The sequence below is a fragment of the Leuconostoc kimchii IMSNU 11154 genome (assembly GCF_000092505.1).
GTDB lineage: Bacteria > Bacillota > Bacilli > Lactobacillales > Lactobacillaceae > Leuconostoc > Leuconostoc kimchii.
In genome coordinates this window covers 1967096-1984190 of the sequence record NC_014136.1, presented here as the reverse complement: position 1 = coordinate 1984190, position 17095 = coordinate 1967096, and the positions used below count along the sequence as shown (strand labels likewise).

At 37.6% G+C, this 17095-nt stretch carries 14 protein-coding genes, 1 pseudogene and 1 riboswitch; of the genes and pseudogenes, 5 read left to right on the top strand and 10 right to left on the bottom strand.

The features are described 5' to 3' along the window. Positions 1-45: 45 nt before the first annotated feature. The 5 genes and pseudogenes from rpoD to LKI_RS10475 form a co-directional block, all read right to left on the bottom strand. On the bottom strand, positions 46-1344 hold the full coding sequence (gene rpoD, locus LKI_RS10500; RefSeq protein ID WP_013104138.1) for an RNA polymerase sigma factor RpoD: 1299 nt from the start codon (positions 1342-1344) through the stop codon (positions 46-48). Between the two features lie 68 nt (positions 1345-1412). Beyond that, the gene (gene dnaG, locus LKI_RS10495; RefSeq protein WP_013104137.1) at positions 1413-3269 is read right to left on the bottom strand and encodes a DNA primase; all 1857 of its coding nucleotides are present in this window, start codon (positions 3267-3269) and stop codon (positions 1413-1415) included. A gap of 557 nt (positions 3270-3826) precedes the next feature. Then, positions 3827-4418, bottom strand: a pseudogene (locus LKI_RS11070) (DJ-1/PfpI family protein). 362 nt (positions 4419-4780) lie between these two features. Then, the gene (locus LKI_RS10480) at positions 4781-6043 is read right to left on the bottom strand and encodes a 2-hydroxycarboxylate transporter family protein (protein ID WP_013104133.1); all 1263 of its coding nucleotides are present in this window, start codon (positions 6041-6043) and stop codon (positions 4781-4783) included. Positions 6044-6059: 16 nt separating this feature from the next. After that, positions 6060-7688 carry a malolactic enzyme gene (locus tag LKI_RS10475; RefSeq protein ID WP_013104132.1) on the bottom strand — a complete coding sequence of 543 codons (1629 nt, stop codon included), beginning with the start codon at positions 7686-7688 and terminating at the stop codon, positions 6060-6062. A 141-nt stretch (positions 7689-7829) separates the two neighbouring features. Here LKI_RS10475 and LKI_RS10470 point away from each other — a divergent pair, with 141 nt between their 5' ends. Next, positions 7830-8729 carry a LysR family transcriptional regulator gene (locus tag LKI_RS10470; protein ID WP_013104131.1) on the top strand — a complete coding sequence of 300 codons (900 nt, stop codon included), beginning with the start codon at positions 7830-7832 and terminating at the stop codon, positions 8727-8729. Between the two features lie 128 nt (positions 8730-8857). Here LKI_RS10470 and ribH read toward each other — a convergent pair whose 3' ends face one another. Genes ribH through LKI_RS11145 form a run of 5 tightly spaced genes read right to left on the bottom strand, consistent with a single transcriptional unit; the run spans position 8858 to position 12163 of the window. Beyond that, positions 8858-9331, bottom strand: a complete 474-nt coding sequence (gene ribH / locus LKI_RS10465; protein WP_013104130.1) for a 6,7-dimethyl-8-ribityllumazine synthase — start codon at positions 9329-9331, stop codon at positions 8858-8860. Positions 9332-9350: 19 nt separating this feature from the next. Beyond that, positions 9351-10541, bottom strand: a complete 1191-nt coding sequence (gene ribB / locus LKI_RS10460) for a 3,4-dihydroxy-2-butanone-4-phosphate synthase (protein ID WP_013104129.1) — start codon at positions 10539-10541, stop codon at positions 9351-9353. Position 10542: 1 nt separating this feature from the next. Continuing rightward, the gene (locus LKI_RS10455) at positions 10543-11133 is read right to left on the bottom strand and encodes a riboflavin synthase (protein WP_013104128.1); all 591 of its coding nucleotides are present in this window, start codon (positions 11131-11133) and stop codon (positions 10543-10545) included. Between the two features lie 12 nt (positions 11134-11145). After that, positions 11146-11952 (bottom strand): bifunctional diaminohydroxyphosphoribosylaminopyrimidine deaminase/5-amino-6-(5-phosphoribosylamino)uracil reductase RibD, encoded by an 807-nt coding sequence (gene ribD, locus LKI_RS10450; protein WP_242651973.1) that lies wholly within the window; start codon positions 11950-11952, stop codon positions 11146-11148. Further along, a complete protein-coding gene (locus LKI_RS11145; protein WP_013104126.1) occupies positions 11915-12163 on the bottom strand; it encodes a deaminase in 249 nt (82 codons plus the stop codon). The genes ribD and LKI_RS11145 overlap by 38 nt, the downstream gene beginning before the upstream one ends. Before the next feature lie 116 nt (positions 12164-12279). Further along, positions 12280-12429, bottom strand: a riboswitch (FMN riboswitch). A 191-nt stretch (positions 12430-12620) separates the two neighbouring features. Here LKI_RS11145 and LKI_RS10445 point away from each other — a divergent pair. The 4 genes from LKI_RS10445 (at position 12621) to LKI_RS10430 (ending at position 17089) form a co-directional block, all read left to right on the top strand. Then, a complete protein-coding gene (locus tag LKI_RS10445; protein ID WP_013104125.1) occupies positions 12621-14324 on the top strand; it encodes an alpha-glucosidase in 1704 nt (567 codons plus the stop codon). Between the two features lie 20 nt (positions 14325-14344). Then, positions 14345-15760: a glycoside-pentoside-hexuronide (GPH):cation symporter gene (locus LKI_RS10440; protein ID WP_013104124.1), complete on the top strand. Its 1416-nt coding sequence runs from the start codon at positions 14345-14347 to the stop codon at positions 15758-15760. A 25-nt stretch (positions 15761-15785) separates the two neighbouring features. After that, positions 15786-16028: a hypothetical protein gene (locus LKI_RS10435; protein ID WP_242651972.1), complete on the top strand. Its 243-nt coding sequence runs from the start codon at positions 15786-15788 to the stop codon at positions 16026-16028. A gap of 71 nt (positions 16029-16099) precedes the next feature. Further along, the gene (locus tag LKI_RS10430; RefSeq protein ID WP_013104122.1) at positions 16100-17089 is read left to right on the top strand and encodes a LacI family DNA-binding transcriptional regulator; all 990 of its coding nucleotides are present in this window, start codon (positions 16100-16102) and stop codon (positions 17087-17089) included. Positions 17090-17095: the final 6 nt, after the last annotated feature.

Genomic DNA, 17095 nt, shown 5'->3' with positions numbered 1-17095 from the left:
AAAAAAAACCACGAAATCGTGGTTTTGAACTATAAATGACTAGCTTTAGTTATTGCCATCATCCATAAAGTCTTTTAATTGCTTTGAGCGACTAGGATGACGTAATTTACGTAATGCTTTTGCTTCTATTTGACGTATACGTTCTCGAGTTACGCCAAAGACACGACCAACTTCCTCTAATGTTCGTGTTCGTCCATCTTCTAGACCAAAACGTAGACGCAAGACATTTTCTTCACGGTCAGTTAGTGTCTCTAGAACAGACTCAAGCTGTTCACGTAACATTTCATAAGCCGCTGAATCAGCTGGTGAAATTGCTTCATTATCCTCGATAAAATCTCCTAAATGGGAGTCATCCTCTTCACCAATAGGTGTCTCAAGCGAAACAGGTTCTTGCGCAATTTTGAGAATTTCACGTACCTTATCAGGTGTTAAGTCCATTTCTGCACCAATTTCTTCGGGCAATGGTTCACGACCTAAATCTTGCAATAACTGACGTTGAATACGAATCAACTTATTAATTGTTTCAACCATGTGCACTGGAATACGAATCGTACGCGCTTGGTCAGCTATCGCACGTGTAATCGCTTGACGAATCCACCACGTGGCATAGGTAGAAAATTTGAATCCCTTGGTATAGTCAAATTTATCAACAGCCTTCATCAAGCCCATGTTACCTTCTTGAATCAAATCCAAGAATTGCATACCACGGCCAACATAGCGCTTCGCAATAGAAACAACTAAACGCAAGTTAGCCTCAGCTAATTCTTGTTTGGCTTCAACATCGCCATCTTCGATACGTTTGGCAATGTTAATTTCTTCATCACCTTTCAAGAGGTTAACACGGCCAATTTCCTTTAAGTACATACGTACGGGATCATTAATTTTAATACCAGCTGGTGTTTCTTGCGCTTGTTCCAGCTCTTCCTTTGAAGGCTTGTTCTGCTTTGCTTTTAATACTTCTGGCGCCGGTTCACCCTTTTCATCAACAATTGCTACACCAGCGTCTTCAATTTTTTCCATCAAACGTTCAATATTTTCACCATCTAAATTAAATGGTTCAGCCAAACGCTGTGATAAGGCAACATATGTAATCGCTTTGGCTGCTTTATACTCAGCAATTAACGCTTTTACGGCTTTATCATATTCAGGATTCTTAATAATTCCTGATTTTTTGGCTACTTTAGGTTTCGAAGCTTTTCCTGCTGCTGCAGCTTCTTCAGGTGTCTTACCTTGTGCTAAAGCCAACAACTCAGCCTTTTTTGCACGACTATTATATGAAATGTTTTGCTCATCTAGATAATCTTTAATATCTGAAATTTTACTTGAAGATAAGATTGTTGTCATTAGTTGTTCCCTCCTAGGATAGGGGCTTGTCAGAAGTGTGCGATGCACATGGACTCCTGAATACAGTATCATTGTGATTGTTTTTTCTTGATATTAATCAATTCTGTCATTAACTGTAACAGCTTTGTATCATCGTGTTGCTGCTTAGCGATAGTAATGAGTTGCTGTAGTTTATGGATTTGTGTCTCAATAGGCGCATCTTGCATAATAATACGTAAATAATCGTTAATAGCTTCTTTCTCAATAGCTAGATCGCCATATGTACGCTCCATTGCCATGATTTTTTGATTTAACTCTGGCTTTTGAACAAAGTCCATATATTGTGCAAGGTTAAACGGGCCAGGATTTTGTGCCTGATAAATATTTGTTAACATCATCAGCAGTTGATAGTCAGAATGTAGAAAAGCAAACCCTGTCGTTTCTTTCACCCGCAACATGACCTGGGGTGACTTAATCATCGCCATCAAAAGTGCCCGTTCTGCTTGCTCGACTTGCGTGATGGTTTGATTAATCGTAACATTTATGGGCGCTTCAGCTTCAAAATTATCATGATAGACAGGCGGTTCCATTACATATTCGTCTTGTGTATTACGATCACGATTTTGATGTGGCTTTTGCTTAATACTTTGCTTTAGCTGTGCTTGTAATGCCTGCTTTTCAGTACCAAATTCATTAGCGATACGTGTTAATTGGATATCTTGCTCAACTGGTGTCGCTAATTTTAATGTGTCCATCACTTCTTGTAAAAAAGATAGATACTGTACTTGATTACTGAGGTTTTTACCAGAACGCGCTGCATTAACTAAAAATTCAACAGGTGTTTGAATGTTTTGCTCTAGCACCTGTTGTAACACTTTCAATCCACGCTGAATACGCACTTCATCAGGGTCGAGATTATCTGGTAAATGGACCACACCAATATCCATATTTTTAGCGTGCTCGCGAATAAGATTGATGGAACGGCGTGCTGCGTTTTGACCTGCCTCATCACCATCATATACTAACAAAATACGCTGAGCAACGCGTGCCAACTGCTGAACATGTTCACGTGTCAACGCAGTTCCCATTGTTGCAACACCAACTGATTTACCAGCCATGTCAGCAGAGATAACATCCATAAACCCTTCAAAAATCATCACTGTATTTGTCTGGCGAATGTGGTTTTTAGCTAAGTCAAAATTATATAAAATTTTGCCCTTCGTAAAAAATGGACTTTCAGGACTATTCATGTATTTAATTTTATTATCCTGATTTAAGGCACGCCCAGAAAAACCAACAACTTGCCCACGTTCCGTTTTAATTGGCCAAACAATGCGTCCAGAAAAGCGATCTCTCAAATCCCCCTGAGCATTGGTTATAAACAACTCAGATGCCGTCATAATTTCAGGAGAAATATTTTGATCTTTAGCATAACTCAACAACGCATTATCTTCCGGTACAAAACCAATGCCAAACTGCTTAATGATGTCATCAGTTAGTTGGCGTTTATCATGAAGGTACGCTAATGCCTGTTCCCCAGACGTTGTGTTAAGTAGTATATGCTGATAAAGACGCTGTGCTGCTGTATGTAATTGATAAATACTCTGTGTTGTGCCGTCCACCTGATGGTTTACGCCAGCAGAAATACCACTATCGACTGTCATATCAGCCTGCTCAGCTAACGCCAAAATAGCTTCTGGATAACTAAGTCCTTCTTTCTCCATTACAAAAGAGAACACAGATCCTGATCGACCACATGAAAAGCAGTTAAATACTTGCTTATTTTCTTCAACAAATAACGACGGGTGTCGATCGTCATGAAACGGGCAAGAACCAGTCCATTGGCGACCACGCTTGACAAGATCAGTATACTGACCAATCACGTCAACAATATTTACTTTTTGTCGCACTTCAGCAATAAATGCTTCTGGAATTCTACTTGCCATAAACCACCTTTCAACAATAAATGTCGCAAACCACAGTCTGCGACATTTGAATTGAACTATACCAAATTATACGTCTCATTTGTTAGTTTGTCAAGTGCTGAAGTGTCTGCTAAAACACTGTTACATCAACATTTCAAATTTTTTCTATCGATATTATGTTAACTAGTTTATGCCGAAAATATTTTAACTCTAGATAACACACATATACTTTTTAAACCATAGCAACCGAATCATTCAGAATGCATTAGATGTTATTGATACCATTCACGTTCTTTATAAAAGTCGATTAGCCATTGCCTATTTTCATCAATTATCATTGTAAGTCTCCTGTTCTAAATGCTAGCGTTAACCTTTAATCTTATTTTTTTCGAATTCTCACCACTATCTCAGAAATATGTTCTCTCTACCCATCGTACAATACAATATTTAAATTTTATCCATCACGTTTAAATGGTGAAGTCTGGTACACCACAAAATAAACGAATAGTCATTTTGAAAGAGGGTACTAATCATCTTACTAGATCATTAGTCATAATTTTGGCTTGCTCAAACTCTTTTTATAAAAAAGGATTTCCATATTTATCAGAATATTTATAAAAGCCTAACGTTTGCAAAGCCACCTGCTTCTCAATAGAATAAATATCATTAAAATCAATCATTTTCAATACTTCGGCCGTGAATGCCAATGCAGCAGTCCCATTAGCGGTTACCAAATTCCAATCACAGACAACTTGTTTTTTAATAAATTTTTGACTATTTGTATAGCTAGTAAAATCATTCCAAAGATAAATCGTATTTCCAGTATGTTTATGATTGTTTAATAGCCCATTCTTTGCTAGATAATCTATCTGCACCACATATTGCTCCTACAGATTGATTATTATCCAATCGTTGACCAATCAACTGCTTTAATTCTGTGTTTTCAATATTCCACGAGTTACCACCAATCAGAATTAAAAGATCAATGTCTGATGATATTTGATCCAAAGTTAAGTCTGTTACAGTATGAAAACCACCGATCGGAACTACCTTCTTTCTTACTGAGGCCGTTTTAACCTCCCATCCATCACTTTGGTTAAGCATACTTGATAAGTACGCACCTTCCCAATCTGCATATTCATCTAACATGACAAAAACTACTTGTTTCATTTTTTCTCCTTCTATTTGTACCTGTTCCCACAATAATGACCACATGATAATATTTGAAAATCACTGTATGCTTCGCCTTTGAGAATATTCACCTCAGACACCGTCATCAATTCAATTTTGTGTGCTGTGCAAAATCTAATATACCAGATACCATCTCGTTTGGTAAAATGGGACGTAGCTTTCATAATCATGATGCCAAACACTCGCTAGGATTTTATGCCATTTGACATCAGCAATTTCCAAAAGCGATTATGTATAATCCAATTAAACGAACAAGTTTTCATTTAAGCAAGCATAACATTAAATGAATACAAAAAAATCGTAATTTTCATTACGACTTAAATGATGATCTCTTATTTCTTTCAATGCAAGAAATGAATGAGCACGCCTCCCAAAATCAGAACGATTGCACCGCCCATTCGATTCCCCATTTGAGCGAAAGCAATCATATCCATTCGGTTTGAAGCGGATAGTACCGCCACATTACCTGTGCCACCCATACTATTGTCCGCCATTCCTGCAGCAATCGCAGATTCGACAGGATATAGGCCAAACAGTTTTCCAATCAGGGCGCTTGCAATACCCATTACAACAACACTGGTTAACGTTAAAAGAACAAATTCCCAGGTCAATGATTGTTTTAATACATGCAAATCAATCAATGCCAACCCTATGCCGGCTAATACTGCATGTGTCAAGTTGCCCATGATAATTTTGTTGAACATGACTACTGACTCCTCAAGCTGATTCGGAATCAAGTTAAATGCCTTAACAATAATAACCAAAATAATAATGAAAGCATATGCATGAATTTTAGGAATAAAGCTATTTAAAATAGTGCCAACCAAGAAGAATGAAAAGGCTAACATCATGCCAACCCCAATACGCGTAACATCCAGATTCTTTATTGGTTTGCTTTTTTCATCTTCATTGATTGGTAATAAGACACCATGACCATCATACTTCGTATTTGCGCCAACTTTTGCGATTAATGCTGCACCTATAACAGCTAGAACATTCCCCAAGGTAACGGCAGGTATTAATTGAGAAAACATTGATCCGGAACTCACACCCAAACCTTGAGCGTAAATGTGCGACAGTGGCACAGCTCCAGCACCTATACCACCTGCCATCATTGGCATAGAAACAAACATCACTGAATGTCCAAAACCAATTCCCAATAACATGCCAACCAAACCAACAGCAAAAAATCCTATAATCATGGCTGCTAAAGATACTGGGATAAATCTGACAGCCGCTTTAAGCAATAAATTACGATTCATTCCCAGAATGGCCCCAACGATTAATGCAGCAATATAAAAGTCTAATAACCCTTGGTCATTTAAAAATGTTTTAGTAGCATTTACGACATTCGCAGGTATAATGCCACTTGTTGCCAATGCAGCCGAAGCGAAAATGGTAAAAACAGATCCACCGCCAAGATAGGATTTAAACACAGGTAAGATATTGCCAATGTAGTAAAAAAGATGACCAAGCAAAACTAACAACAATGTCAAACCAAGCATATTAAGTGGCAATTTATTGAGTGCAATCGTAATGGCTAATATGATCACCATCAGGATATACAATGGCAAACTAACACCACTAATTTTTATTTTTGTCATTTCATCTATGTCCTAATTAGTATTCCGCAGACCATTTAGCATCTTGCACAGCCTGCTTTGGATCATCAATTTTTTCGCGATTAAGCCCTTGTTTTACAACACTTTGCGCTGTAATTTCAGCTATTTTTTGTGAGAATTCAGTTAGATTTGAAACGGGTGGTAATACAGCTGCACCTGGTTCATTAACGTCAACTAGCCCACCTAGTGCATGGATTGCTGCAGATATGGTTTCTTGTGTCAACAACTTGGCCGTTGAGGCAACAAGACCAAAACCTAATCCAGGATAAATTAACGCATTATTTCCTTGTCCAATTTTATATGTCACGCCTTTGTAGGTAACATTATCTGCAGGAATGCCAGTTGCTATCAAAGCCTTGCCATCAGTCCATTTGATTAAGTTTTCTGCAGTTGCTTCAGCTAACTTTGTCGGATTTGACAAAGGAAAAATAATTGGACGTTCTGTATTTTGTGCCATCGATTTTACAATGTTTTCTGTGAATGTTCCTGGCTGTGTTGACGTACCAATTAAAACAGTTGGATGTATTTCATCTACCACCGCCTGCAAATTATCTAATTGTTCTGAATTAACAAATTCTTCCCGAGAACGCGTGAACGACTTTTGCGCTTCAGTTAAATCTTCAGTGTCATCAAATAGCAAGCCTTGCTTATCAACAAGATAAAAATGACTGCGAGCCTCTTCATCAGATAGCCCAGCTTGTTTTAATTCTGAAAAAATCTGATTAACAATACCCATACCAGCTGTACCAGCACCAAACGTTAGGAATCTTTGATCAACTAGTTTTTCCTTCGATATATTTAGAGCACCGAATATGCCTGCCAAAACAATCATTCCGGTTCCTTGAATATCATCATTAAATGTGGCAATGCTGTCTTTATATTTATCTAAAATGACTTGTGCATTTGAACGTCCAAAATCTTCCCAATGCAATAATGACTCTGGGAACAATTTTTGTTCAGCAGCCACAAACTTATCAATAAATTCAAGATACTCTTGACCAGCAATACGTTCATGCTTGTTTCCTAAATACAAAGGATTGTCCAACAATGTTTTGTTGTTCGTACCTGCATCAATGCTTACTGGTAATACTGTCGCTGGGTCAATTCCAGCGGCAGCTGTATAAACCATCAATTTACCAACAGCAATATCAACACCATTAACGCCCCAGTCCCCCATGCCTAATATGCCTTCAGCATCGGTCACAACCACTAACTTAATATCTCTACCATCAGCAGTATTTTTCAAAGTATTTTCAATATTTTCTGGATGATCGATTGACAAAAATGCTGCATTTTGCGGATTAGTGTAAATTTCATTATATTGTTCAATAGACTCTGCAACAACAGGATCATAAACAATTGGCATGAATTCTGAAACATGCTGATCCATTAAATGATAGAACAATGTAACATTCTCATTAAATAAGTTCATAAGAAATATTCTTTTTTCAAGTAAAGGACTTTTCGCCTGAAATTGTTTGTAAGCTTGATCCGCTTGTTCTTCAATCGTTTGCACTTGACTTGGCAATGTACCAGTTAAACCAAATTGTTCACGTTCGGCTGTAGAAAAAGCCGTGCCCTTATTTAAAAATGGATTACGCAAAATGTTATATCCTGTTGTAGTCATGTTATTTCCTCCAAGAAATTTATATTTTAATTGACAACATATTTGACTATACGCGGTCATTTGTTTTATAGTCAAACTAGGCATTTACTATAAATTTATTTTATATACATCATGATTAACATTGATATTAAGGGGTTTTTAATGAAGACAGAAGATTTTACATACTTTAATGAATTATATACGAAAAAAAGTTTTACCAAAGTAGCTCAAACTTTTGGCGTTAGCCAACCATCAATTAGTACAGCATTAAAACGATTGGAAACGTATTTTAAAAGCAAGCTAGTTATCAGGGGAAATTCACAAACTGAACTAAAATTTACGCCCGCAGGTGAACAATTATATAAGCATACCAGCTCCATTACGACGGAATTAGATAATGCTTTACACGAATTGAATCACTTGAAATCACATATTACAACAATTGGTTTACCACCAATGTTAAAAAGTGCATATTTTGCAAAGATTGCAGTAGCTAGTAAAGAATTTGACAAACGTTTTAATATTAAAAATATGCACATTTATGAAGCTGGATCTAATGTGTTGAAAAAGTCTTTGATAGATGGCGAGGTTGACATTGCATTATTAGGGTCACTAAATAGTGACGTCACCGATGAATTACTGCAGGAACCCTTTGTACAAGCTAATTTTAAAATTTACGTTTCGAATAAAAATCCCCTTTCAAAAAGGAAAAGTCTATCCTTTGCTGATCTAAAATCAGAACACTTTGTCGCGTTAGATTCGAGCTTTATTCATAATCAAGCAATAGCTTATTTTGCCAGTGCAGGAAACATCAGGCCAAAATTTTTTATGAAAACTTCAGATATCAATTTTTTGATGAATATGGTTTCAGAAAATTTAGGTATTGCCTTGTTGGCTGACATCGTTAAGCCGACAACAGCAGACATCGTTACCTTACCATTAACAAACGAGAATCAGCCTACATTCATAGGTAGTATTGCATTTAGAAAAAATCACATTCTAACCTCCGAAGAGAAGATGTTGATTACTATTCTCTCTCAATATTCACGTACCAAAGAATGAAATGATGGTTAACTGGATAAACAATATTTGTTGAATCATTTAAAAATCATAATCAATCACTATCCCCTCTAAAACAAACGACAAATGATAGATCAATCTACCATTTGCCGTTTGTTTTACTATCTAATTTATTCTTCAGAATCGATTTGGTCATATACTGACAACAATTCCAACAAACTAATCGCTACTTCTGATCCTTTGTTACCAGCTTTAGCGCCTGATCGATGTTGTGCCTGTTCCAAAGTATCAGTTGTTAGTACACCAAAAACAATTGGGACATTTGAATTTAAGCCAACTTGGGCAATACCATTTGAAGCACCGTTGATAACAAGGTCATAGTGATCCGTATCCCCTTTAATTACTGCACCTAACGTCACAATGCCATCATACTGATTTGTTTGAACCAATTTATTTGCTGCTAAGGGTATCTCCAGTGCGCCTGGCACCCAGATAATGTCAATCGATTCTGATGCAACACCATGCATTTCTAACGCTTCCTCTGCGCCTTTGATCAATTGCTCAACGATCAATGTATTGAAACGACTAGCCACAATGGCGATACGACGCGTTTCGTGATGTACCAACTTACCTTTATATATCATTAATTTTTTCTCCTAAACATCACAACATGTGATTGAATTTTTCTTTTTTAGTGGTCATATAATCTTTATTGATGGTATTAATACCTGTAATTAAAGGGACGTGTGCAACAACTTCAATACCGTAATCAATCAACGATTGCATTTTATTGGGGTTATTGGTCAGTAGTTTGATTCGAGTTAAACCCGCTAATTTTAAAATCTCAGCTGCTTGCTTGTAGTCACGTTCATCTGGCTGATGTCCTAGAGCGACATTAGCATCAAAGGTATCATAATTATTTTCTTGTAGAATATAACTCTTAAGTTTTTCATTGATACCAATGCCACGACCTTCTTGGCGAAGATAGACCACTGCACCACCTTCATGATTAATCATATCCAGAGCTGCATCTAATTGTGGGCCACATTCACAACGTAACGATCCAAAAACTTCTCCGGTCAAACATTCTGATTGCAAACGTACCAACGGAACGTCTTTAGCAACTGTTTGACTACTAATCAATAAATCAGGCTGACCATTCTTGGTGTCATAAGCTGTTAAATTAAAATCACCATGCGCTGTCGGCAAATGAACAGTTGCTTGTTTCTGAATGGAAAACGCTTGATGCGCTTCTCGATAGGCAATCAAATCTTGTATTGATAATTGGACTAAATGATAGGTATCAGCTAACTGATTCAAAGCATCTTCGCGAGCCATGGTACCGTCTGCTGCCAAAATTTCAATAATATAAGCCACTGGTGGTACACCGGCAATCTTAGCCAAATCGACCGCGCCTTCCGTATGGCCTTGCCTTGACAAAACACCATGATCTTCAGCAACTAAAGGAAAAACATGCCCCGGCGTTTCAAAATCACTTGCCCGACTACTTAAGTTAGCGAGCTGTTTAATCGTATACGCACGTTCATAGGCCGACACACCTGTTGTGCTATCGACATGATCGACACTGACAGTAAACTTTGTTTGAAATTTTTCAGAATTGTCTGTTGTCATTTGTGCCAAATTAAGTTGTTGTGCCCGATCTTTGGTCATCGGAACGGCCAGAACGCCACGTCCTATTGACAGCGCGCGATTAATTGTTTCACCACTTGCAAATGAAGCCAAGCCAACGAGATCCCCTTCATGTTCACGATTTTGATCATCCGTTAAGATGATTAATTGCCCTTTTTTGAGCGATTCGACTGCTAAGTTTACTTTTTCAAAACTCGTTAACATACTAATCCTCCTGATTTAAGTATTTTGCTAAAATATCCGTTTCAATATTCACGCGATCAGTTACTTCAAGTGAGTCTAAGTTTGTATGTGTTAATGTATAGGGAATTAAACCAATTTGAAAAGTATCATTTACCGTTTTCACGACAGTTAAACTAACACCAGATATGGTGATGGATCCTTTGGCTACAATTTGCCGCATGACTTGATTATGTCCTACTTGAAAAGTAAGCATAACTGTTTCGTCTACCTGTTGTCTGTGAATCACTTGTGCAGTAGTGTCAACGTGTCCTAAAACAAAATGGCCATCAAAACGTTCTGATGCCAAAATTGCCTTCTCAAGATTAACACGTTGTCCGACACGATAATCTTGAACAATCGTTGTTTCAAATGTTGGCATCATAATATCAAAATCGGCATAATTTTGTTCAGATGCAATCATCGTCAGACAAACGCCGTCTACCATGATGCTAGCGCCCAATGCGCTATCACTAAAATAATTTGTTTCGGTTGAAATTCGCAACCGCATGTTTTTGTCATTGATTAACATCATATTTTCTAATTGACCAATGTTTTGTGTTATGCCAGTAAACATGCTTACACCTCCTTAATTATTGATATAACGTCTTTTCAATGCATTACCAACGCGTGTTTCTGATTCAGGCATTTGCTTGCATATCACGCCTGGTACACCGCTACCTAATGTCGCATTTGTTTCATAGATCAACATTTCTTGCCACAGATTTTCTGCTATGAATGCATTCATGAGTTTCGGACCGCCTTCAATCATGACAGATTGAATATTTTGTTGGGCCAAATGGCGCAACACACCCGCCAAACCATGAGTCATCAGATAAACGTTGTGGTTTTGATTAGCAAATGCCACATTCTCGGTATAAATAATCCAACGATTAGAAAAATCAAAATGACTGTTTTGTAACCGACCACGTCGATCAATAACAACACGCATGGGCTGCTGATGATCAATAGCAACTAATCTAACCGTCAGCTGCGGTTGATCAACGAGAAGCGTTTGACTGCCAATCATAATGGCACTTTTTGCCGCGCGTTCTTGATGAACATCAATATCAGCGCGAGCATCAGTTAATTTTGTACGTTTGTGATGACCCGCTGACACAAAACCATCTTTTGATACAACTAATTTCAATTGGACATAAGGTTTTTTTGATTGAAAATAATAGTAAAATTCTGGATTAAGACATGCACTGTGATTTGTATTTAAAACGTCCACCTCAACACCTGCCGCTTTTAACAAAGCAATTCCCTGACCATTCGTTGTCGGATTTGGATCGATACTACCAACAACGACACGTCTGAGTCCCCATGTCGACATTTCCTTGGCACATGAACCAACTTTACCAGCTGATGAACAAGGCTCTAAAGTAACATACACCGTTGCGCCAATAATTTGATTTTTTATCTTTCAAATGATTAAACGCATTAATTTCAGCATGTGCTTGACCAAATGCTTCATGGTGACCCGTCGCGATAATTTGATTATTTTGAACGATAATCGCACCAACACGCGGATTATCAAACGTTTTGTAAGTAGTTGCTTTGGCTGCTTCTTGAGCAGCTAAAGCCATACATGTTAAATCATTCATCTTTCACCTCCTGAATTGTTAGAACAAAAAACCCGATGTGTTATGAATACACATCGGGTTATGATAGTTTAGGTCAATTCAAAAAAGTTTGATACATAAAAAGCACCAAAACGATTCTAAATCTTCTCCCATCCAGACTTTAACTGTCGGTCACAGAATTTCACTGTGTCAACAAGACAGTCAACCTGCCTCGTTCACGGACTGAGGTACGTGATACACATACCATCACCGTCGGTCGGGAATTACACCCTGCCCCGAAGATTATTGTTTAACAGTTTAAATATTAACAGCAATGTACGCTCTAGTCAATAAAATTATTTTTATTATCTCGCATGATGACAGTGAACCAATGACTTAATATTTTTAATTGTAAGCGCTTGCATAAATTATTCTTTGGGTTTATACTATAGCTGAACAGATAAATGGAACGTTCCAAGTAAAGGAAAAGAGGTCTAATATGTCTAAACAAAAATGGTGGCAAAACGCTGTTGTCTATCAAGTTTATCCAAAAAGCTTTCAAGATAGCGACAACGATGGTATTGGTGATATACGCGGTATTATCAATCGACTAGATTACATTGCGCAACTTGGGGTTGATGTCATTTGGCTTAACCCAATTTACAAAACGCCAGACATTGATGGTGGCTATGATATTTCGGATTATCAAGATATTAATCCAACCTTTGGTAACATGTCAGACTTTGAAGAACTGCTTGCCAAGGCACATGCACGTCATTTAAAAGTCATGATGGATCTTGTCGTCAACCATAGTTCATTTGAACACGAGTGGTTTAAAAAAAGTTTAGCCAGCTCCGAGCCAGATAACCAGTATCGTGATTATTACATTTGGCGTGATCCTGTTGACGGACATGAACCAAATAATTGGGGATCATTTTTTTCAGGACCAGCATGGACTTATGATGAACAATCTGGTCAATACTATTTACATTTATTCGCAAAAGAACAACCAGACTTAAACTGGGAAAATCCTGATGTCAGAAACAATATTTTCGATATGATGAATTGGTGGGCTACCAAGGGTATTGATGGTTTTCGAATGGATGTGATTTCCTTAATTTCCAAACCAAAAGGTTTACCTGACGCACCATTAGTTGACGATCAAGTATACGGTGACTCGGGTTCAATGGTCGCCAATGGTCCTCATGTTCATGAGTATCTCCAAGAAATGAATCACAAAGTGTTATCCAAGCATGACTGGATTACTGTGGGTGAGACAGCTGGCGTCACTACTGAAGAGGCACAAAAATATGCTAACGTTGACGATAGTGAATTAAATATGGTTTTTCAATTTGAACATGTCAGTTTAGATGGTAATACAAATCCAGCACTTGGTAAGTGGTCTGATCGCCGTGTCACCTTACCTGAATTACGTGCGAATTTAGTCAAATGGCAGAAGAGTCTTGCAGGTAAAGCATGGAACAGTCTGTACTGGAATAATCACGATCAACCTCGTGCCGTGTCTCGATTTGGCAATGATTCGCCAGAATTCAGAGTATTGTCTGCCAAAATGCTAGCGGCTGTTCTACATTTCATGCAAGGCACCCCTTACATTTTTCAAGGTGAAGAACTAGGCATGACAAATGCGAACTATCAAACATTGTCACAATATCGTGATTTGGAAACACTAAATATTTATGAAGATGCCGTCAATAAGACACACCTTGTTGAACCAGAAACCATGTTAAATTACCTCAGAGCGCGTTCGAGAGACAATTCTCGAACCCCGATGCAATGGGATAATAGCCATAACGCAGGTTTCAGTGAACATGATCCTTGGTTGTCTGTTAATCAAAACTATACAACCATTAACGTCAAGGAAGAAATATCTGACAAGAATTCAGTTTTAAATTTTTACAAACATTTAATTGATTTACGACATACGCTACCCGTCATCACGGATGGTCAATTTGATCTCGTGATAGGTAATGAAGATGACGCTGATGTGTTTGCTTATCAGCGATACAATGAATCACAAACAGTATTAATCATTGCTAATTTCACTGATACAACACTTAATCGACATTACGATTTTCCAAATGAACACGAATTACTCATTCAAAACTACCAAGATGATCAAGGCGATACCTTACGCCCATATGAAGTCAAAGCCTATCGCTACAACACTAAAATTACACATTGATATTAAAAAAGAAGGTTAATATGATGACAAGTAATCATAATGTAGTTCAAAATCAGCAAGTTACAGGCAAACTACCATGGAATGAACGCTTTAGTTACGGTCTTAGCGATTTTGCCTGCAGCTTTACATTTAGTTTAATCGGCACTTATTTAATGTATTTTTATACCGACATTTTTGGTATAACAGCCGCAGCTGTAGGTACATTAATGTTAGTTGCACGTGTAATTGATGCGTTAGACGGCCCATTTTGGGGTATTATGATCGATCATACCCATACGAAATGGGGTCGTAGCCGGCCCTACTTGTTGTGGTTCAACGCACCATTTACAATTTTTACAATCCTGTGCTTTACAACACCTGACTTACCCATGAACTGGAAAATTGTTTGGGCGTATGTCACTTATATTGGCATCAATGTATTTTATTCTGCCGTCAATATCCCACTGACATCTATTTTACCAAGTATGACGTCCAATCCAGATGAACGTGTATTGCTATCAACAATTCGTTCTTTATTTTCAAATTTTGGTGGCACCTTAATATCCGTTATTGCCCTACCATTGGTCACCTTATTTGGTGGCAGCGATAATTCTAGAAAGGGATTTTTCTGGCTAGCCGTCATGGCAGCATTAGTATTCTTTGTTATTTATTTAATTGTTTTTGCAAATATTCGTGAACACGTCAAGACACGTAGTTCAGAAAAAGCCTTACCAATTAAAACATCACTAAAGGCACTAAAGAATAATTGGCCTTGGGTGATTGTTGTCGGATTAAATTTTATTTATTGGCTAGGTATGCAAACTAAAGGACAAGTTACCATCTATTTCTTTAAATACAATTTAGAAAGACCTGGACTTGTTTCACTAGCACTGTTCTTTAATGCTGTTGGATTAATCTCTGTCTTTATCACACCCTATGTTGTCACTAAACTCGGAAAGAAGCGAACCCTGTTAACGGGACTAGGCATTAGTATCGGTGGTCAATTAATACTTGGTTTAGGTGCTCAACTTCTGAATATTCCAATAGTTATTATCGGTACAATCGTAGGAAATTTTGGTAATGGCTTTGTCGGTGCTTTGATTGCTGTCCTATTAGCAGATGCCGTTGATTATGGTGAATGGAAAAACAATGTTCGAGCCGAAGGTATCGTCACTTCAGCATCTAGTTTTACTGCTAAGTTTGGCATGGGCTTGGGTGGCGCTATTACAGGTATGCTTTTGTCAGCTGGTCACTATGTGCCAAACAAAGTACAAAGCGCTTCTGCCCTTTTCAGTATTGAAGCTAACTATGTTTGGGTGCCTATGATTGCCTTAGTCATTTCATTTATTTTAATTCTTCTTTACCGCTTAACACCGGAACGGGAAAAGGTTATGCGTCGTGACCTCGCCTTAAAGCATAGTCGTGAGGATCAAGAAGATCTTAATGCAGCACAATAAAAAAAATCATAAAGAGGTAATCGATATGTCTGAAGAACAACTTCATATTAATCCTAATGACTTCGCTATGAAAATCATTGGTCAAACACCAAAAGACAATAAACAGACTAATCAACAATTTATTAAAAGTCAGCTCACATTATATTTAGAAGCCTATTATCTGATCAATGATTTCAATCAGCTAGAAGTTTCACAACTTGAACAAATGAAACAGCAACAAATATCAGAATTATTTGATAAAATGTTATCAGGAAGATTTTCTGTTTAACAAAACAAAAAAGAACGTCCTAACCAAGGGCGTTCTTTTTATAAGATAAAGCAGGTGCTATGTTGTCTAATATGAATGATGTCGCTCGCATAGCGGGTGTTTCACGCGGTTCTGTTTCTAACTATATTAATGGTCAAAAAACGCGACCTGATACACAAATCAAAATTGAAAAAGCAATTAAAGCACTCAATTATGTTCCAAATGCTACCGCTCGCGCTTTAAAAACAAGTCGCTCAAATTATGTAATATTTATCATACCGACAGTTAACACCCCCTTTTTTTCCGAACTGAGTTATCATGTTCAGCTAGAGCTCAAAAAATTTGGTTATAAAATGATTTTGTGTAATTCCAACAGTGAACCGACAGAAGAACTGGAATATATTCAAATGGCAAATACACAAAAGGTGGCTGGTATCATTACAATGTCGTATGCTGACGTTGCTGACCTAGTATCGCCTAATATTGCCCTTGTTTCTATCGAGAAAAAAGTATCTGATAATTTTCCTATGGTTATCTCAGACAACTATCAAGGCGGAAAATTAGCTGCTCAAAAATTACATGACAGCGGTGCTAAACACCTTCTTTTTGCATCCAAATCACCCATCAAAGACATTTCAAGTGTGAGACAACAAGGATTTGTAGATTATTGCACAGAGAATAATCTAACTTATGACACATTTTTATCACGAGACATCCCCAATTTCATTGATGACTTTAGAGATTTCATTTTAGAAAATAAAAGCGATCATGCGTTTAAATACGACGGTGTTTTTTCAGATTCCGATGAATATGCGAACGCTTTCTGGCATATTTTACTTCAGTATGATATTAATGTACCTGCTGATGTTCAAATTATTGGCTTTGATGCTGCCCGTACCTATCAAAGGCAACCTACCTTCCTCTCCGCTATTCGCCAACCAATTGAAAAAATTGCATCAGAGGCAGTGACTAGACTATTGTTGCAACTCCCCCACCCAGAACAGCATAGTCAAAAAAATTCAGTCACTGTATTACCGGTTACTTTTCAACAAGGTGTCACAACAAAGACTGATAGGCATTAACCCAGT